This is a genomic window from Pantoea sp. 18059 (assembly GCF_902706165.1).
Lineage (GTDB): Bacteria > Pseudomonadota > Gammaproteobacteria > Enterobacterales > Enterobacteriaceae > Pantoea > Pantoea agglomerans.
In genome coordinates, this window is the sequence record NZ_CACSJS010000002.1 from 73,581 (window position 1) to 91,092 (window position 17,512).

At 55.4% G+C, this 17,512-nt stretch carries 16 protein-coding genes and 1 pseudogene; 7 read left to right on the top strand and 10 right to left on the bottom strand.

Annotated features, from left to right (window positions below; all coding sequences use genetic code 11):
- Positions 1–23: 23 nt before the first annotated feature.
- Entirely contained in the window at positions 24–833 is an 810-nt protein-coding gene (gene speD / locus GVJ63_RS07190) for an adenosylmethionine decarboxylase (RefSeq protein ID WP_010253978.1), read from the top strand.
- A 248-nt stretch (positions 834–1,081) separates the two neighbouring features.
- On the opposite strand, the gene GVJ63_RS07195 is transcribed toward speD, so the two are convergent.
- From GVJ63_RS07195 to GVJ63_RS07205, 3 genes are read right to left on the bottom strand one after another with little or no spacing between them, the layout of a single operon-like run.
- Positions 1,082–1,846, bottom strand: coding sequence for a DeoR/GlpR family DNA-binding transcription regulator (locus tag GVJ63_RS07195; protein WP_159226630.1), 765 nt, complete (start codon positions 1,844–1,846; stop codon positions 1,082–1,084).
- 6 nt (positions 1,847–1,852) lie between these two features.
- Entirely contained in the window at positions 1,853–2,833 is a 981-nt protein-coding gene (locus GVJ63_RS07200; protein ID WP_022625433.1) for a D-threonate 4-phosphate dehydrogenase, read from the bottom strand.
- Positions 2,826–4,085 (bottom strand): four-carbon acid sugar kinase family protein, encoded by a 1,260-nt coding sequence (locus tag GVJ63_RS07205; protein ID WP_159226631.1) that lies wholly within the window; start codon positions 4,083–4,085, stop codon positions 2,826–2,828. Before GVJ63_RS07205 ends, GVJ63_RS07200 begins: the two co-directional genes overlap by 8 nt.
- Positions 4,086–4,272: 187 nt before the next feature.
- On the opposite strand from GVJ63_RS07205, the gene GVJ63_RS07210 reads away from it, so the two are divergent.
- The 5 genes from GVJ63_RS07210 (at position 4,273) to GVJ63_RS07230 (ending at position 9,690) form a co-directional block, all read left to right on the top strand.
- The gene (locus tag GVJ63_RS07210; RefSeq protein ID WP_159226632.1) at positions 4,273–5,421 is read left to right on the top strand and encodes an iron-containing alcohol dehydrogenase; all 1,149 of its coding nucleotides are present in this window, start codon (positions 4,273–4,275) and stop codon (positions 5,419–5,421) included.
- Positions 5,422–5,432: 11 nt separating this feature from the next.
- On the top strand, positions 5,433–6,317 hold the full coding sequence (locus tag GVJ63_RS07215) for a dihydrodipicolinate synthase family protein (protein WP_159226633.1): 885 nt from the start codon (positions 5,433–5,435) through the stop codon (positions 6,315–6,317).
- A gap of 79 nt (positions 6,318–6,396) precedes the next feature.
- On the top strand, positions 6,397–7,812 hold the full coding sequence (locus GVJ63_RS07220; RefSeq protein WP_031292876.1) for a sodium:solute symporter family protein: 1,416 nt from the start codon (positions 6,397–6,399) through the stop codon (positions 7,810–7,812).
- Position 7,813: 1 nt separating this feature from the next.
- Complete coding sequence (locus GVJ63_RS07225; RefSeq protein WP_124889696.1) at positions 7,814–9,010, top strand: exo-alpha-sialidase; 1,197 nt, start codon at positions 7,814–7,816, stop codon at positions 9,008–9,010.
- Between the two features lie 8 nt (positions 9,011–9,018).
- Positions 9,019–9,690 (top strand): SDR family NAD(P)-dependent oxidoreductase, encoded by a 672-nt coding sequence (locus GVJ63_RS07230; RefSeq protein WP_157353553.1) that lies wholly within the window; start codon positions 9,019–9,021, stop codon positions 9,688–9,690.
- A 61-nt stretch (positions 9,691–9,751) separates the two neighbouring features.
- Here the strand turns inward: GVJ63_RS07230 and yacL are convergent, their stop codons facing one another.
- The 3 genes from yacL to GVJ63_RS07245 form a co-directional block, all read right to left on the bottom strand.
- Positions 9,752–10,129, bottom strand: coding sequence for a protein YacL (gene yacL, locus GVJ63_RS07235; protein ID WP_010253973.1), 378 nt, complete (start codon positions 10,127–10,129; stop codon positions 9,752–9,754).
- A gap of 190 nt (positions 10,130–10,319) precedes the next feature.
- Positions 10,320–12,917, bottom strand: a complete 2,598-nt coding sequence (gene acnB / locus GVJ63_RS07240) for a bifunctional aconitate hydratase 2/2-methylisocitrate dehydratase (protein WP_159226634.1) — start codon at positions 12,915–12,917, stop codon at positions 10,320–10,322.
- 553 nt (positions 12,918–13,470) lie between these two features.
- Positions 13,471–13,980: a phenolic acid decarboxylase gene (locus tag GVJ63_RS07245; RefSeq protein WP_010253965.1), complete on the bottom strand. Its 510-nt coding sequence runs from the start codon at positions 13,978–13,980 to the stop codon at positions 13,471–13,473.
- Positions 13,981–14,085: 105 nt separating this feature from the next.
- Here GVJ63_RS07245 and GVJ63_RS07250 point away from each other — a divergent pair, with 105 nt between their 5' ends.
- Positions 14,086–14,985, top strand: coding sequence for a LysR family transcriptional regulator (locus GVJ63_RS07250; protein ID WP_159226635.1), 900 nt, complete (start codon positions 14,086–14,088; stop codon positions 14,983–14,985).
- A gap of 428 nt (positions 14,986–15,413) precedes the next feature.
- On the opposite strand, the gene GVJ63_RS07255 is transcribed toward GVJ63_RS07250, so the two are convergent.
- The 4 genes and pseudogenes from GVJ63_RS07255 to GVJ63_RS07270 all read right to left on the bottom strand — a co-directional run bounded on the left by GVJ63_RS07255 (position 15,414) and on the right by GVJ63_RS07270 (position 17,382).
- Entirely contained in the window at positions 15,414–16,343 is a 930-nt protein-coding gene (locus GVJ63_RS07255; RefSeq protein ID WP_045140772.1) for an Rpn family recombination-promoting nuclease/putative transposase, read from the bottom strand.
- Positions 16,344–16,579: 236 nt separating this feature from the next.
- Positions 16,580–16,669, bottom strand: a pseudogene (locus GVJ63_RS22330) (CRISPR-associated protein Cas1); the annotation flags it as partial.
- An 81-nt stretch (positions 16,670–16,750) separates the two neighbouring features.
- Positions 16,751–17,176, bottom strand: a complete 426-nt coding sequence (locus GVJ63_RS07265; protein WP_010253955.1) for a type II toxin-antitoxin system HicB family antitoxin — start codon at positions 17,174–17,176, stop codon at positions 16,751–16,753.
- 26 nt (positions 17,177–17,202) lie between these two features.
- Positions 17,203–17,382 (bottom strand): type II toxin-antitoxin system HicA family toxin, encoded by a 180-nt coding sequence (locus GVJ63_RS07270; RefSeq protein WP_071941068.1) that lies wholly within the window; start codon positions 17,380–17,382, stop codon positions 17,203–17,205.
- Positions 17,383–17,512 lie beyond the last annotated feature (130 nt).

Genomic DNA, 17,512 nt, shown 5'->3' on the forward strand with positions numbered 1-17,512 from the left:
CATTTCTAAGGGGGTGAACGAAATTGCAAAAGCTAAAACTACATGGCTTCAACAACCTGACGAAAAGCCTGAGTTTTTGTATTTACGATATTTGCTATGCGAATACTGAAGCTGAACGCGATGGTTACATCGCCTACATTGACGAACAATATAACGCTAACCGTCTGACGGAAATTCTGACTGAGACCTGCTCCATTATCGGGGCTAACGTGCTCAACATTGCGCGCCAGGATTATGAACCGCAGGGGGCCAGCGTCACGATTCTGGTCAGCGAAGAGCCGATCGATCCGAAAGATATCGATAACTCAGAGCACCCCGGTCCGCTGCCCAACTCGGTGGTGGCTCATCTCGATAAAAGTCATATCTGCGTGCACACCTATCCGGAGAGCCATCCGGCAGGCGGCCTGTGCACCTTCCGTGCAGACATTGAAGTCTCAACCTGTGGCGTCATTTCGCCCCTGAAAGCGCTGAACTATCTGATCCACCAGCTGGAGTCCGATATTGTCACCGTCGATTACCGGGTGCGCGGTTTTACCCGTGACGTGAAAGGGATGAAGCACTTCATCGATCACGAGATCAATTCGATTCAGAACTTCATGTCTGAAGATATGAAAGCGATGTATGACATGGTGGATGTGAATGTCTATCAGGAAAACATCTTCCATACCAAGATGTTGCTGAAAGAGTTCGACCTTAAACACTACCTGTTTAACACCCGCCCGGAAGATCTCACTCCGCAGGAGCACAAGCGCATTACCGATCTGCTCTGGAAAGAGATGCGCGAGATCTACTACGGCAGAAATATCCCCTCAGTGGGCCTGAAGACCCTCTGATTATCAGGCGCGCAGCGTTATAGCTCATAACCTGCGCGTCTCCTTCCCTCTTGTTCCCCCTGCTTTTTCATCACGGCAACTGCCTGACTGAGGTTTGAACGGGTTTCGGTGGACGCACCCGCGACTACGCGCGAAGAGAATGATGCGTACGCGCGTTAACGGCGCGTTTTAACGGCGAGAGATAAAGATAAACGCGCGGTGCTGCTCTCGTCCTGCTGATCAGGTCAGAGCAACACGGCGCGTTCTGTTCAGGCGGAGGTCAGCGCCAGCGTAATCCCGCGCTCGCGCAGCGTGCGGCAGACAGTCTCATCTAACCGGCTGTCGGTCACCACATCGGTCAGGTCATCCACCGGAGAAGCGCAGAATAGCGACCAGGAGCCATATTTACTGCTGTCCGCCAGCAAGACCCGGCGAGCCGCATTGGCCAGAAGATCGTGTTTCAGCCCCGCTTTCTCCTCAGTCGGCGTGGTAATGCCGCGCTCAAGGCTCCAGGAGTTACAGCTGACAAAGGCGATATCAGGATTGATGCTGCGCAGCAACCGCCGTCCATGTTCGCCCACACAGGACTGACTGGAGTCGTCGATACGTCCGCCGATAATCGTCACTTCGATCTGCTTAAACTCAGACAAAAACAGTGCAATGTGCAGATCGGCAGTGATGACCCGCAGCGGCAGATGCGTGAGCTGCCGCGCCAGCTCCAGCATCGTGGTGCCCGCATCCAGCACGACCGCATCGCCCGCCCGGACAAAGCTGGCGGCACATTCTGCAATCGCCTGCTTCTCGGCCAGGTTACGCTGCATCTTCTCCAGCGTGGTCGGCTGGGCAGGAATAAAACGATTCAGGGTAACGCCGCCATGACTGCGGCTGATCACGCCCTCTTTATCCAGCTTAATCAAATCACGGCGAATCGTGGCGGGTGAGGCGGAAATCGCACTGACCAGTTGCTCAACAGTCACCAGATTATGGCTTTTCAGGTAATCCATAATCTGGTCAAGACGGCTCTGTCCCTTCATATATCCCTATGCGAGCTGCATCGCGAGTTTAATAGAGATCGCCATGCTGTCAGACTTCGCTTTACCTGTCCAGGCGATATCAAATGCGGTGCCATGGTCAGCAGAGGTGCGGATAAACGGCAGGCCTGCGGTGATGTTGACGCCATCATAAAAGCCCAGCAGTTTAAGCGGAATATGCCCCTGATCGTGGTACATCGCGACCACCATGTCATACCGTCCATCCTGGCACTGCAGGAACACCGTGTCCGGCGGACAAGGCCCGTAGACATCAATCCCCTGCGCTTTCATCGCCTCAATAGCGGGTGCCACGGTGGTGATCTCCTCATCGCCAAACAGGCCGTTCTCTCCGGCGTGCGGATTAACGCCCGCCACGGCGATACGCGGGGCGCTGTAACCGACACGACGCAGGAAAGTGTCCGCCATACCAATCACGGTTTTGATGCGCGTCTGGTTCAGCGTGTCCAGGAACTTACGCAGCGCAATGTGGGTCGTGACATGAATCACTTTCAGCTTATCGGTGTAGAGGACCATGGCGTAATCTTTGGTCCCGGTAAGATGCGCGAGCAGTTCGGTGTGACCAGGATAGAGATGGCCCGCCGCATGCAGCGCCTCTTTGTTCAGCGGCGCGGTGGCAATGGCATGCACGTCGCCCGCCAGTGCCAGCTCGGTAGCACGCTTCACGCAACGCCACGCCAGATCTCCCGCCTCTTTCTGCACCACGCCAGGTTTCAGCGCGTCGGGATCGGCCAGGGGCTCATCGATGACGTTGATGATGCCGGGTGCAAACCGCGCATCCTGCACCCGGTCCAGCACCCGCAGCTCGGCCTGTGGCGTAATGTTCATCGCCATAATGCGGCGCAGCGTACTGGCACAGCCTATCACCACCGCAGGAATGCCATTCAGCTCACCTTCAGAGAGTGACTTAATGATGATTTCCGGGCTGATGCCCGCCGGATCGCCCATGGTGATCGCAATAATTTTACTCACTCGACTTCTCCTCAATAAAACCAATGGCTGCTACCAGGGTATTTTCATCACCAAAGCCACCCGCTTTGGTCATCACCGGCAGAGTAAATTCACTGTTAAGCAGAACCCCGTGCGGCACACAGCCCGCCACCAGACCCTGAATTTTAAAGCCGCTGGCCCCCAGTGCCTGGGCAACGGCAATCGCCACGTCGCCTCCCGACAGATAGAGCGCATGCGGCAGCTGTGTCCGGCACAGGCTGTGGGTTATTTCGCCCAGCAACTGACTGATCCCCTCGCCCAGCTGCTGGCGGGTCACGCTGTGCTGCTGGCTGAGATGCCCGATGTCGTGACGCTGGGATTCATGCTGGCAGGTGCGGATCACCGTATGGCGACCGGCACGCAGTGCGGTTTCAGCCTGTTGGATCCAGCGATCCCGGTCGGGCCAGGCGGGCTGCTGAAACAGCTGACGGATATCGACATCCACTATCTCAACTGCCCGCTGTTTAAGCAGCGTGGCGATCTGCTGCTGCGCGCTGCTACTCATCGATCCCACTACTGCCAGCACGGGCCGCGACGGGCGAACAGAGAGCGCTGCGCCCAGCGCATCGCTTAATCCGGCGGCTCCCACCAGCAGCGGCTTCTCTGCCAGCCGCGCCGCAGCGGTTATCAGTCGCGCCAGATCGGCTTCATTTTCGGCATCCACCACCACGACGCCGTGCACCGCCGCTAACACCGCATCAAGCCGATCGCTGCGCAGCGTCGGGAGATCGATCTCCGTGCCGTCGATCTGCATCTGATCGACTACGCGGGCGCTGAGGATCGGGGTTTTAGGATCGCTGGCAAATTCGGTGTCTGTCAGTAACCGCTGATTGACCCACACTTTACCTTCGCGTGTGGTGCGGCCCAGTCGTGGCACAGCCGGCGCAACCAGCGCCAGCCTTTTGCCGCTGGCCCGCAGCGCAGCCGCGGTTTCAGCACCGACGTTGCCGCGCAGCGTGGAGTCGATCTTTTTAAACAGCCAGCCCTGCTGAAGCTGTGCGGCGAAGTGCTGTACCACCTGAGCCACACGTTCTGCGGCCTGGCTGGCGCTGACTGCCCGACTGTCGGTGCTGATAACCAGCACATCCGCAGCGTCCTCTGGCAACGGCGCCTCAGTGCCAAACAGCACATGTACGCGGGCGCCAGCCTGTGCCAGTCCGCTACCCGCATCGTTGGCACCGGTAAAGTCATCGGCGATGACCAGCACCGGGGTTTTCCATAATGATGAGCCCATCCTCACTCCTGTCAGGCGATTGCCGCTGCATTTGATTATATTCAATCATGATTGATTATATGTGAGCAAGTTCAAATTAATCGAAATCGATATGCCTTATAAAATTAGCCACAGAGAGTGACTGACTTCGCATTGCGCTGAGCAAGATTAATCATCCGCTCAGACAGGACAGAAATAAGGGTATGAAATGAACATTAATAGCACGGTGATTAGCGGTTATCAGGCGTTAAACGACATGCGCTATCTGCTGAAGGGGATATCGACAGCGGTCGTGGTCACTGACCGGAACATTGAGGCGATTCCGGCAGTGCAGGCGCTGATGGGTCAACTTCGGGATCAGATTCCGGGTATCAGCGTGGTCAACAGCGTCCCGCCTGAACCAAGCCAGCATGATGTGGCAGCGATTATCGCGACGCTCTCCCGGCCCCATGTCGATATGGTGATTGGCATCGGCGGCGGCAGCGTGCTGGATGTGGCGAAGCTGCTCTCAGTGCTGTGCATCGACGCCGCGCCTTCGCTGGACGCCCTGCTGGCAGGCGAAAAACCGCAGCGCCGTACCCGTTCAATACTGATCCCTACCACCGCAGGCACGGGTTCTGAGGCGACGCCCAATGCGATCCTGGCGATCCCGGAGAAAGAGACCAAAGTCGGCATTATTTCACCGGTGATGCTGCCCGATGTGGTGGCCCTGGTGCCGGAACTGACCACCAGCATGCCGCCACATATTGCCTCTTCAACCGGTATTGACGCCCTCTGCCATCTGATTGAGTGCTTTACCGCCAATGTCGCCAACCCGGTCAGCGACAACTATGCGCTGACTGGGATGAAGAAACTGTTCGCTAATCTCGAAACCACCCTGCGCGAGCCAGAAAATTTGCAGGCACGCCTGGAGATGCTCTGGGCCTCTTATTATGGCGGTGCATCGATTGCCCATGCCGGGACACATCTGGTGCATGCCCTCTCTTACCCGCTCGGCGGCAGATATCATCTGCCACACGGCGTTGCCAACGCCATCCTGCTGGCTCCCTGCATGCGCTTTGTCCGTCCGGCGGCGGTGAGCAAATTCGCTCAGGCCTATGATCTGCTGCCCGACGCCGACGTCCGTTTAAGCGATGAAGCGAAATCACACGCGCTGGTCGACTACTTCACCGCGCTGGTGGCGCGGCTGCAGCTGCCTGCCAGCCTGGAAGCACTGGGCATCAGCCCGGATCACCTGCCCTGGTTAGTGGAAGCCGCGCTCGACGTCCAGCGTCTGATGAACAACGTGCCGATGACGGTCACCGCCGACGATGTGCACGCCGTCTACCTGACGCTTTTCCCTTCCTGCCAGGCGTAATGAGGATTGTCATGAATAAGAAAATAAATGGCGTACTGACCGCCATCGTCACCACTTTTGACCGGGAAGGTGCCTTTGATCCGGAGAGGCAGCGCGAACAGGTCAGACGCCAGATCAACGCCGGTAACGGCATCTTCTGTGGCGGAACCAACGGCGAATTCTTTGTGCTGAACGAGCAGGAGAAGATCGCGGTTACCACCACCTGCGTCGATGAAGTTAACGGCCGGGCATCGGTGGTGGCGCATATCGGGGAGATTTCGACCCGTGAAACTATCCGGCTCGGCAAACAGATTGCCCGCCTTGGCGTAGATGCTGTTTCCGCGATCACGCCGTGGTTTGTTCCGCTTAAACAGCAGGAGCTGATCGATCACTATCAGCGCGTGGCTGACGCGCTTACGGTGCCGCTGTTCCTCTACAACATCCCGGCGCGTACCGGCAATACCTTGCAGCCAGAGACCGTTCGTACGCTGGCCGTGCACCCGAACATCATCGGCATTAAAGATTCAGCAGGCAGCTATGAAAGTCTGAGCGGCTTTCTGCAGGCTACCGCCGACTGTCAGGACTTTGATGTGCTGAACGGCCCGGATTCGCTGATCCACCAGGGGTTCGTGGATGGCTGCTCCGCCTCAATTTCCGGGCTGGCAAACGTGGCACCGGAGGCGATTAACGCCATCTGGGCGCGCTTCCATGCGGGCGATATTGCCGGTTCGCATCAGGCACAGGAGAACGTCACCGGCCTGCGCACCGCACTGTACAGCATCGGTTTCTCACCGGCCGCCGTGAAAAAAGCGGTCAGCCTGCAGGGCTTTGAGGTGGGTGAAAGCCGCTATGCGGTGCAGTTCAGCGCCGAAGAGCAGCAGCAGATCCGTCAAATCGTGAACCACTACCTGCAATAACGTCCATCACCTTTGCACCCTACCGGTCAGATGAGAACGAACCTGCTGGTCGCCATCTGCCAGAACAATCGAGGTCATGATGAAAGCATTTTCAACTGAGAGCACCTTACTGATCGTCGGCATGGTGGTCGCCTATATCCTGTTCACCACCTGGCTCACCTGGCGGCTGCGCAGTAAAACCAGCGGCGACTTTATGGAAGGCTCGCGCGCCATGCCTGCTTTTATCGTCGGCATTATGCTGATGTCTGAATATATCGGGGCAAAATCCACCATCGGCACCGCGCAGGCGGCCTTTGAAGATGGCTTCGCCGCCTCGTGGTCGGTGATTGGCGCGGCAATTGGCTTCCCGCTGTTTGGCCTGATACTGGTCAAACGCATCTACAACACCGGCAAGATCACTATCTCCGGTGCTATCGCCGAGAAATATGGCAGTTCGACCAAAAATATTATTTCGCTGATCATGATCTATGCGCTGTTGCTGGTGAACGTCGGTAACTACATCAGCGGCGCGGCGGCGATCTCCACCGTACTCAAGATCGACCTGACCCAGGCGGCTTTTATCACTGCGGTGGTCAGCACCTTCTACTTTGCATTTGGCGGCATGAAAGGCGTGGCCTGGGTCACGCTGCTGCACAGCGCCATCAAGTATATGGGGATCCTGATTATCCTCTATGTGGCGCTGAAGATGACCGGCGGCGTCGCCCCGATGATGGAAAAAATGCCGGCGTTCTACTGGACATGGGATGGTCACGTCGGTGCCAGTACCATTGTGGCCTGGCTGATCGGGACCGTAGGTTCGATCTTCTGTACCCAGTTTGTGATTCAGGCGATCTCCTCCACCAAAGATGTGAAGTCAGCGAAGCGCGCCACCTGGGTCGCCTTCTTCTTCTGCCTGCCGATTGGTCTGGCGATGGCGCTGATTGGCGTGGCAGCGAAGTTTGCTCACCCGGATATCAAGAGCCTCTATGCGCTGCCGGTGTTTCTGCAGGATATGTCACCGTGGCTGGCGGGCATTGTCACCACCTCGCTGGTGGCCTCGATTTTCGTTAGCGTCGGTACCGTGGCGCTGGCCATCGCCTCGCTGGTGGTGAAAGACTTTTACGTGCCTTATCGTAACCCGACCCCAGAGCGCGAATTTAAAATGACACGCTGGATCTCGATTGGCATCGGCTTCTTCCCGCTGCTGTTTGTTCTGTTCTTCCCGGAAGTGCTGAAGCTCTCGTTCTTTACCCGTGCGATTCGTCTGTCGATTACTGTTGTGGCGATCATGGCGTTCTACCTGCCGTGGTTTAAGAGCACACGCGGCGCCAATGCCGGTCTGATTGGCGCCTGCGTTGTCACTTCCGTCTGGTTCCTGATGGGTAACCCGTTTGGTATCGACAATATGTACGTGGCGCTGATCACCCCGGCAATTATTATGGTGATTGACCGCTGTATCCCATCACGCCAGTCTCAGCCTCAATCGCAACACAATGCACAAAATAGTGGAGCCTAAAATGACTCAGGAAACCGTCACCGCAGAACGCACCGGCCTGCTTGCGCCTCACCCGCAGGATAGCGCGCAGCAGGTTGCGATGCTGCCCTCCTCCTGCCCGCAAAACCACGCGGCTAACCTGCTGCCGCTGCCCGATGGCGATCTGCTATGCGTCTGGTTTGGCGGCACGCAGGAAGGGATTGCCGATATCTCTGTCTGGTGTTCACGGCTGCGAAAAGGCAGCGATCGCTGGAGTGAAGCACAAAAACTCTCTGACGATCCGGGCCGTTCAGAACAGAATCCGGTGCTGTTTCTCGATCCCGACCAGGTGCTGTGGCTGCTGTGGACGGCGCAGAAATCGGGCAATCAGGACACCGCAATTGTGCGCTATCGCCAGTCTCACGATCTGGGCCAGAGCTGGGGGGAGATCAAAACGCTGCTGGATAAGCCTGGCACCTTTATTCGCCAGCCGATTGTGGTGCTGCCCAACGGTAACTGGTTGCTGCCGGTGTTTTACTGCCTGACCCAGCCTGGCGAAAAGTGGGTCGGCAGCTATGACGTGAGCGCGGTAAAAATCTCTGAAGATAAAGGCCAGAGCTGGCGTGACGTCAGCGTGCCTGACAGCACCGGCTGCGTTCATATGAACGTTACCCTGCTGGATGATGGCTCGCTGCTGGCGCTCTACCGCAGCCGCTGGGCCGACCACATTTACCAGAGCCGCTCATTTGATCAGGGCGAAAGCTGGAGCGCGCCACAGCCGTTATCGCTGCCCAACAATAACTCCTCAATTCAGGTCACAACACTGCGCAATGGTCATCTGGCGCTGGTGTTCAATGCCATGAGCGCCGAAGGTGCCAGCGAACGCCGGTTGTCGCTGTATGACGAAATTGAAGATGATGAAGAGGAAAGTGATGTTGCCGTCGCCGCTGAGCCGGTGATGCACAGTGGTCGCACCGCTTTCTGGGGTGCGCCACGTGCGCCGATGACGCTGGCTATCTCAACGGATGGCGGTAAAAGCTGGCCGCTGCAGCGCAATCTGGACGAGGGCGATGGCTACTGCATGACCAATAACTCCCAGCAGAAATTAAACCGTGAGTTCTCCTATCCCAGCATTAAACAAGGCCTGGATGGCGAACTGCATATCGCCTACACCTGGTATCGTCAGGCGATTAAGTATGTGCGGGTCGCGGAGTCATGGGTGAAGGGAGGTGATGCGTGATTGAACGGATGGCGCTGGTGACCGGGGCCAGCTCCGGCATCGGTCAGGCGATTGCTGACCGTTTACTCGATGAGGGCTGGCAGGTTATCGGCCTGAGCCGCTCGGCGATAAGCCGGGCAGAAGCGGGCTGGCAGAGTCATCAGATCGATATCAGCGACAGCGCGGCATTGCAGGCTTTACTGGACGCGCTACCGGTACCGCAGGCGGTGATCCATGCAGCCGGTATGATGCAGGCCGCGCCGCTTGGGGAGCTGGATCTGAGCGCCAGTACACGCTTATGGCAACTGCACGTTGCCGCTGCTGAGCAGCTGGCGAATCATTTTGCACCGCGGATGCGTGTGGGCGGCAGAATTGTGCTGCTGGGCAGCCGGACATCAGGCGGTGCGGCGGGCCGCAGTCAGTATGTCGCCACCAAATCGGCGATGATCGGTATGGTGCGCAGCTGGGCGGCGGAACTCGCTCCGCGCGGCATTACCGCCAATATTGTGGCGCCAGGCGCCACCGAAACGCCGATGCTGCAACAACCGGGCCGTGCCAGTTCACCGCCCCGTCTGCCACCGATAGGCCGCTATATTCAGCCGCAGGAAGTGGCCGGGCTGGTCGATTTCCTGCTCTCCCCTGCGGCGGCGGCGATCACCGGCCAGCAGCTGGTAATGTGTGGCGGTGCATCGCTGAGTTAGTTAACAGGCCGGGCTGCTGAGTTCGCCCGGCCTTATAACCGTAAAGGATTGCCTTACTGTCTTACCGTACGGGTTTGCCGTACTGGTTCATAAACTGGCGATAAGCAGCGATCACCAGCTGAAAATCTTCAATGCCGCAGAACGAGAGGCTCTCTTCGTCATAGTAGTTCATCCCCTCTTCCATACCGTCATCTTCCAGAGCCAGCAGGTTGGCGCGGATCATCACCTCCTCTTCATCCAGCAGAATGGTGTACTCGCTGCCGATCCGCTGCCACTGACGTACGCTGCCTTTGACATCTTCAATGGCGGCTTCAACTTCATCCAGCAATCCCGGATCGTTTTTGACCTCTTCGTTGAACCAGTGGCCGACCGCTTCATGATCCATCGACATGCGAACCTTAATCTGTCCGGTCACATCGCGTAAAAATTCATATTCCATCGCCCGTTCCTCTCAACGTCGTCGTCTCACCTGGTAAGTGTCCGTGCTGCTCTCGCGGCAAAGTGTGACACGTCGCGCATTATTACAGGCTGTCTGCCGAAAGCCAGCTTTTGATCGTCTCTCTACCCCATGCTGAGACGAAAAAAAGGGGCGAATCATCGCCCCTTATTCATGCCTGCAAGGTGAAGAATCAGACCGCGGTCTGGAAAATCACACCATCAGCTTTGTCGGTGTACTGCGTCAGCTGGTCGAAGTTGAGATAGCGATACGTGTCGCTGGCCGTTTTATCGACCTGCGCCATGAATTGCTGATACTCATCAGGCGTTGGCAGTTTGCCAAGCAGAGACGCGACCGCAGCCAGCTCCGCTGACGCCAGGTAGACGTTAGCGCCGTTACCCAGACGGTTCGGGAAGTTACGGGTCGAGGTAGAGACCACCGTCGAACCATCTGCAACACGTGCCTGGTTACCCATGCAGAGTGAACAGCCCGGGATCTCGATACGCGCACCGCTTTTGCCGAATACGCTGTAGTAGCCCTCTTCGGTCAGCTGTGCCGCATCCATCTTGGTTGGCGGTGCCACCCACAGACGGGTTGGCAGCTGGCCTTTGTGGCTATCCAGCAGTTTACCCGCAGCACGGAAGTGACCAATGTTGGTCATGCATGAGCCGATAAACACTTCGTCGATCTTCTCACCCTGAACGTCAGAGAGCAGACGTGCATCGTCCGGATCGTTTGGCGCACAGAGGATTGGCTCTTTGATTTCAGCCAGATCGATTTCGATCACGGCGGCATATTCAGCATCGGCATCCGGCTCAAGCAACTGAGGATCGGCCAGCCATTTCTCCATACCGTCAATGCGACGCTCCAGCGTACGACGATCGCCGTAGCCTTCTGCGATCATCCACTTCAGCAGCACGATGTTAGAGCTGAGGTATTCGATAATCGGCGCTTTATCCAGCTTGATGGTACAGCCCGCAGCGGAACGTTCTGCTGACGCATCGGACAGCTCAAACGCCTGCTCGACTTTCAGATCCGGCAGACCTTCAATCTCCAGGATGCGACCAGAGAAGATGTTTTTCTTACCTTTCTTCTCAACGGTCAGCAGACCCTGTTTGATGGCATACAGCGGAATGGCGTGAACCAGATCGCGCAGGGTAATGCCCGGCTCCATCTTACCTTTGAAGCGCACCAGAACCGATTCCGGCATGTCGAGCGGCATTACGCCAGTCGCGGCGGCAAACGCCACCAGGCCTGAACCCGCCGGGAAAGAGATGCCGATAGGGAAACGGGTGTGCGAGTCACCACCGGTACCGACGGTATCCGGCAGCAGCATACGGTTCAGCCAGCTGTGGATAATGCCGTCACCCGGACGCAGTGACACACCACCGCGGTTCATGATGAAGTCTGGCAGCGTATGGTGCGTGCTCACATCCACCGGCTTCGGATACGCGGCGGTGTGGCAGAACGACTGCATCACCAGATCGGTAGAGAAGCCCAGGCAAGCCAGATCTTTCAGCTCGTCACGGGTCATCGGGCCGGTGGTATCCTGCGAGCCAACCGAGGTCATTTTAGGTTCGCAATAGGCACCCGGACGAACGCCGGTCACGCCACAGGCGCGGCCAACCATTTTCTGCGCCAGCGAGAAACCACGGGTGCTCTCCGCGACATCTTTCGCCTGACGGAATACGGTGCTGTGCGGCAGACCCAGCGACTCGCGCGCTTTGGTGGTCAGACCGCGACCGATGATCAGCGGAATACGGCCACCGGCGCGCACTTCGTCAATCACTACTTCGGTTTTGAGCTCGAAGCTGGCCAGCAGCTCATTGGTTTCGTGGTTGCGGACTTCGCCTTTGAATGGATAGATGTCGATCACATCGCCCATGTTCAGGTTGTTTACGTCCACTTCAATGGGCAGTGCGCCCGCATCTTCCATGGTGTTGAAGAAGATGGGTGCAATTTTGCTGCCCAGCACCACGCCGCCGCCTTTTTTATTTGGCACGTTCGGGATGTCGTCGCCCATAAACCACAGCACCGAGTTGGTGGCGGATTTACGTGAAGAACCGGTTCCGACAACATCACCGACATACGCCAGCGGGAAACCTTTGGTCTTCAGAGCTTCGATCTGTTTGATCGGGCCGATATTGCCCGCGTCATCAGGCTCAATGCCTTCACGGGCATTTTTCAGCATCGCCAGGGCGTGCAGAGGAATGTCTGGACGTGACCAGGCATCCTGGGCCGGAGAGAGATCGTCGGTGTTGGTTTCGCCAGTGACTTTAAACACGGTAACCGTGATCTTCTCTGCCAGTTCAGGCCGTGACAGATACCATTCCGCATCTGCCCAGGATTGCATCACCTGCTTCGCGTATTCATTACCCGCTTTCGCTTTCTCTTCGACATCATAGAAGTTGTCGAACATCAGCAGCGTGTGTGAAAGGGCTTTCGCGGCAATCGGAGCCAGTTTGCTATCGTCCAGCGCCTCAATCAGCGGATGAATATTGTAACCGCCCTGCATGGTGCCAAGCAGTTCAACCGCTTTTTCAGAAGATATCAGAGGAGAGGTTGCTTCGCCTTTGGCGACAGCCGCCAGGAAACCGGCTTTGACATACGCCGCTTCATCGACGCCAGGTGGGACGCGGTTGACCAATAAATCGATCAAAAATTCTTCTTCACCCGCAGGTGGATTTTTTAGCAGTTCAACCAGCGCGGCCATTTGGGAAGCCTCTAAAGGCTTAGGTACAATTCCCTGGGCAGCACGCTCGGCAACGTGCTTACGGTATTCTTCTAGCACGACGTTATCCTCGCTCTCATTATGTAGGGCTTTCCGACCACCTTGCTCACTTATGGAGAACAATCTTCCCTTTCTCGTCCAGGTTGAGGTGCCCGGTTTCGCGGAGGGCAGAATAGCAGTATTTCGTCTGTTTGTTAATCTGTTTACAAAAATACAACATAATCCACTACGGCCATTCTGCCCGCTTAACTCCCTGCATCAGCCAGCTGAGTCGGCTGAATGGGTCTCTCTGCAGCGTACCGCATTCCACACAAATGGCTGCAGGTTTATGTCAGTTTTGCCGTGGCTTTAGCGAAGTGATTCAGGGAAATAGATAACTGGCAGGAATAGAAGCCGGCGTGTTTATGGGGTACAGCGGAGGTGAGCTCAGAAGGATAACAACACCAGGCCGGAAATCAGCCTGATGCAACTGACACCGAATCCGTCCTGCTGATTACTACTGATAAAACCCTGGTCGGTAAATCTCCTTTTCATCCTCACAAGTTGCACGTCAGAAGCTACAAGACAGAGACTGCTATTCAGAAGAGGTCGTTATGACCTCTTCTGTGCATGCTTAATTTTTCAGATTTTCCGGAAAATTGGCGGGCAACTGGTCAGGCGGACAGTCGATCACGCTTTCGTTATTTTCACCCACATCACGGATTACGGTCAGCGTCGCGAACTCATCAATCACTTCGGTTGGATAAGCCGGACCCGCTTCGCGGAATTTTGCCATCTCTTCCAGATGATCATTCTGGAAGCAGACGGTTTTCTCCGGATTATTCATTACCCAGCGCGGGAAGAAGATGGTGCCGTGGAAAATTTTATCAGCCAGATTAACGGCCAGGCTGACATCGGTTCCGGTTGGTTCAGTCCAGGAAACTTTATAGACATCCTGCGCCAGACGAACGACATAGACATGCTGATTTTTAACCCAGCGATTACCGACCATACCGCTGTGAATGCGATAGTCGATGGTGCTGGCATTTTTAATGTAGAGCTCGTAATTCCAGCCGTTGTCATAGGTGTAAACCAGATGTTTGCCGACGATGCCAGACAGGTCATGTTTATCGAAAGTGCTCATGGTTAATTCCTCATTTGTTTTCCTTGAGGAGATTATTGCGCGTTACAAAACAGATGAATAACGCTATTTTTAGCACTAAATAATTTAATTTTTAGATGAGTTATCATGTACAAGACAACACTCGAACAGTGGTATCTGCTCGACGCAGTAGTGAATGAGGGGAGTTTTGCGCTGGCAGCGGAGAAGAACAATCGCAGCCAGTCCTCACTGAGTTATCAGCTGAGCCTGTTACAGCAGCGGCTGGGTTTGACCCTATTACAGCAGGAGGGCCGCCGCGCTGTCCTGAGTGCAAAGGGACATCAGTTGCTGGCACAGGTGCGTCCGCTGCTGGAGGGATTCGGCGCCCTTGAGGCGCAGGCCAGTGCACTGCAACGCGGCGAGCGTTCGCGCATCGATCTGATGGTCGATGCGACTCTACCCAAACCCTTGCTATTCGATGTGCTTCAGACCTTTCAGCAACGCTATCCGCATGTCCGCATCTGGTTTAGCGAAATCGTCCGAAGCGAAACGCCTGACAGACTGGCGGAGCATCAGGCTGATCTCTGGCTGGTAGCGCAATATGGTGACACGCCGTTAGCAGGCGAAAGCCTGATGAGTGTCGATTTCGTCGCCGTCGCCCATCGCGACCACCCGCTGCACCGCGAATCCGCCCCGCTTAATGCTGCTACGCTGGCACGCTGGCCCTGCATTACCATTCTGGATCGTCAGCAACAGCAGCAGTCGGAGGTCAATGGCGATCAGGCGGAGAACTGGTCATTCACGACGCTGTCGGCAGCCATTGAAGCGGTCCAGCATCAGTTAGGTTATGGCTGGCTGCCGGAACAGAATATCGCCGCGCTGTTAGAGAGCGGTGAGCTCCGTCCCCTGCCGCTGTTACAGGGCCGCCGACGCAGTAGTTCGCTGGTGATGTATATCAATGAAGAAAGACTGCCCGGCAACAGCGCCATTACTGCCCTGGCACAGATGTTTATTGAACGAGTGGCTGCATGGGAGATGCGTGGTTAGATGAAGGTTAGCTTGCTGCCTAATCTTCTGAGAATTTGACTGTCAGAGTGCCACCGTCCAGCATCCCATATTGTGTTTTATCGGGTTTACTGGAAACAGTGAAAGGGATAAGCCAGACCTTAGCCGAACCCTGAATTTTAGCATCCAGGAAGGTTATGCCCTGCTGATCTGCAGCCCTCTTCGCTTCCTCCCAGGAGCGCCACCTATCCTGATGTTTCAGCCAGGAGACCCGGTAATTTTGTCATAACAGTCGAATTGCTTTGTGATGAGTTTCGGGAATGGCAGAAAAGCACGCTCGTACTTATAGTCAGTTAACCCGGGAGACTGCATCAGCGCACTGTCTGATGAGCAGCGCCTGCGTTTCATTAAATTTGTTAAGCCCTGTAGTGCAGGGCTTTACGTTGCCGAGCCGTTTTCTGACATCAAAATCAGTGACGAATCTGTGAAAGATCATCTTCTGAGAGACCGGTCATTTTCATGACGGTGTTACGGTCGATGCCGTTCTGCAGCATAGTGCGGGCAACCTCGAGTTTGCCTTCATTTCGGCCTTTCTCGATTCCACGCTGTTCACCAAGCTGAATACCTTTCTCGATGCCCTTCTGCTCCAGCTGCTGTGCGATGGTCATAAGTGCGTCTCCGTGTTGCGGCACTCGCTGTGCCAGTTCGCGCACGAAGGCTTCGGAGTCAGCCGACTCGCCTGCCTGCAGTAAATAGTGTATCAGCGCTGTTACCTGGGGTGAAGAAAGATAATCAGCCATCAGTAACGTGGCCAGCCGATCGGTGAGAGTCGCGATGTCACGCTGATGAATGTGCTTCTGTAACAGCGTCAGCGCCGCCATGCTGCGGTGCCCCATGATTTCCTCATCCGGGATCACCGTGACATCCACCAGTGGAAAGGCGCTGCCATAGAGGTTTTCCGCCAGCGAAGGGTCTTCAAATTCGTCGAGCCAGCGTGTTGAATACGGATAAGGGCTGCGTTTGCCGGTATAGAACAGTACCGGTATAACCAGCGGCAGCTGCTTATGGCCCGCTTCAAGGTGGCGGTGCATAGCCGCCACAGCGTATCGCATCAGCCTGAATGCCATATGCCTGTCCGGCGTAGACTGATGCTCAACCAGGACGTGTATGTACCCATCCCCGTTACTGGTCTTCAGGCTGTAGAGGATATCGCTGAAATACTGGCGAAGATCGTCTTCAACGAACGAACCGGATTCAAGTTTCAGGGTGCTGAGGTCGCATATAGCGCGCAGTTCGGCGGGCAGATGCAGTTCCATGAAGTCGCGGGCAATGTCCGGCTGTGAGAGAAACTGGCGGAAAGTGGCATCGTGAGGTGTGGGAGTGCTGTTCTTTTTTTTCATCGGGCCTGACTCTGATATTCACATTCGTAGGGGATTACAGGCCAGATGTCTGGCCACCTCCATCATCAATGCGGTTTATCCCCGCTAGCGCGGGGAACACTCTTAATGTATGTAGCTGTAAAATATGATGATTTTACCCTCATAAAAAAATCACCACTAAATTCACGTATTTAAAGATCAGTAACTCACTGATTTGTAAGAGTCAGGAAGAGAATCAGCTGCAGTCCATCCAGATTCACCGGAATATGCATTCTTACGCCGGTTTTATCAATCTGGATAAAAGCATCATCAAAGACATCAACCTGACCATACGGGAGAAAGATCATAGCAACGGCTTAAGGGGTAAAAACTCATAAACGGTGCCTTTTGATTCCTCTGCCACCAATAAATTTAGCTATCACTCAGACTTACTTTTGAGGCCTGTTAATCGGAGCAGTAATACGCTCAAGCGCTACCTGAGCCAGAAAGCCCGAGCGACTTTTGTATTCGGGGTGTGAAGCCACACAACGATCAATCCGATCAATTAACGACCTGGGTAAAGTGACATTGATTTTTTCAGAGCCGCCCAGCAAGCGAATGACATCTACATCAACCAATGCCCAGATATAACCCTGATAGTCAGGATTCGTGGCCAGAGTCTCAATGGTGGACACGGCAGGGATCTCATGACCGAGCTCTACACATAATTCGATATGCCCTGTGATAGCCTCTTTGGCGTTTTTAATGGCTTCATCAAGAGTATCCCCGGCAGAGAAACACCCTGGTAAATCGGGAACGATTACGCCGTATGCGTGTTCGTGATCACCCGCTTCAATCGCGATTGGATAAAACATATTCATACCTCTACGGGCAAGCGGGATTAAATTCTCGCTTGTTTCCTGATGCTCTTTACCGTACCGATCGGTAAGTCTTTTTTAGGATGGGGTACTGTAACCAGCCCCGGTTTTGTCGGATGTGTGAAATGGTGATGGCTACCGTTAATCCTTGTCAGAACCCAGCCATCAGCCTTCATTTCGGAAATTAACGTGCTGCTATCCATCCTGTGTCCTGTCGCGTCCTGATGAAAGCACGATAACTCTAATAACTCTCACAGGCAACGTTTTCAGGGTTATTGGGGTTACCTTTAGTCTTAACCCAAATCGATTCTTGCCATACAGCACCAAACTCCA

What these genes read in the sequence shown, in the direction of transcription:
- yacL (WP_010253973.1), bottom strand. Translation starts at nt 10,129, where the DNA reads ATGGAATATGAATTTTTACGCGATGTGACCGGACAGATTAAGGTTCGC.
- GVJ63_RS07265 (WP_010253955.1), bottom strand. Translation starts at nt 17,176, where the DNA reads ATGTTTTATCCAATCGCGATTGAAGCGGGTGATCACGAACACGCATAC.
- GVJ63_RS07270 (WP_071941068.1), bottom strand. Translation starts at nt 17,382, where the DNA reads ATGGATAGCAGCACGTTAATTTCCGAAATGAAGGCTGATGGCTGGGTT.
- GVJ63_RS07250 (WP_159226635.1), top strand. Translation starts at nt 14,086, where the DNA reads ATGTACAAGACAACACTCGAACAGTGGTATCTGCTCGACGCAGTAGTG.
- GVJ63_RS07215 (WP_159226633.1), top strand. Translation starts at nt 5,433, where the DNA reads ATGAATAAGAAAATAAATGGCGTACTGACCGCCATCGTCACCACTTTT.
- GVJ63_RS07230 (WP_157353553.1), top strand. Translation starts at nt 9,019, where the DNA reads ATGGCGCTGGTGACCGGGGCCAGCTCCGGCATCGGTCAGGCGATTGCT.
- GVJ63_RS07205 (WP_159226631.1), bottom strand. Translation starts at nt 4,085, where the DNA reads ATGGGCTCATCATTATGGAAAACCCCGGTGCTGGTCATCGCCGATGAC.
- GVJ63_RS07210 (WP_159226632.1), top strand. Translation starts at nt 4,273, where the DNA reads ATGAACATTAATAGCACGGTGATTAGCGGTTATCAGGCGTTAAACGAC.
- GVJ63_RS07255 (WP_045140772.1), bottom strand. Translation starts at nt 16,343, where the DNA reads ATGAAAAAAAAGAACAGCACTCCCACACCTCACGATGCCACTTTCCGC.
- GVJ63_RS07245 (WP_010253965.1), bottom strand. Translation starts at nt 13,980, where the DNA reads ATGAGCACTTTCGATAAACATGACCTGTCTGGCATCGTCGGCAAACAT.
- GVJ63_RS07220 (WP_031292876.1), top strand. Translation starts at nt 6,397, where the DNA reads ATGAAAGCATTTTCAACTGAGAGCACCTTACTGATCGTCGGCATGGTG.
- GVJ63_RS07195 (WP_159226630.1), bottom strand. Translation starts at nt 1,846, where the DNA reads ATGAAGGGACAGAGCCGTCTTGACCAGATTATGGATTACCTGAAAAGC.
- GVJ63_RS07225 (WP_124889696.1), top strand. Translation starts at nt 7,814, where the DNA reads ATGACTCAGGAAACCGTCACCGCAGAACGCACCGGCCTGCTTGCGCCT.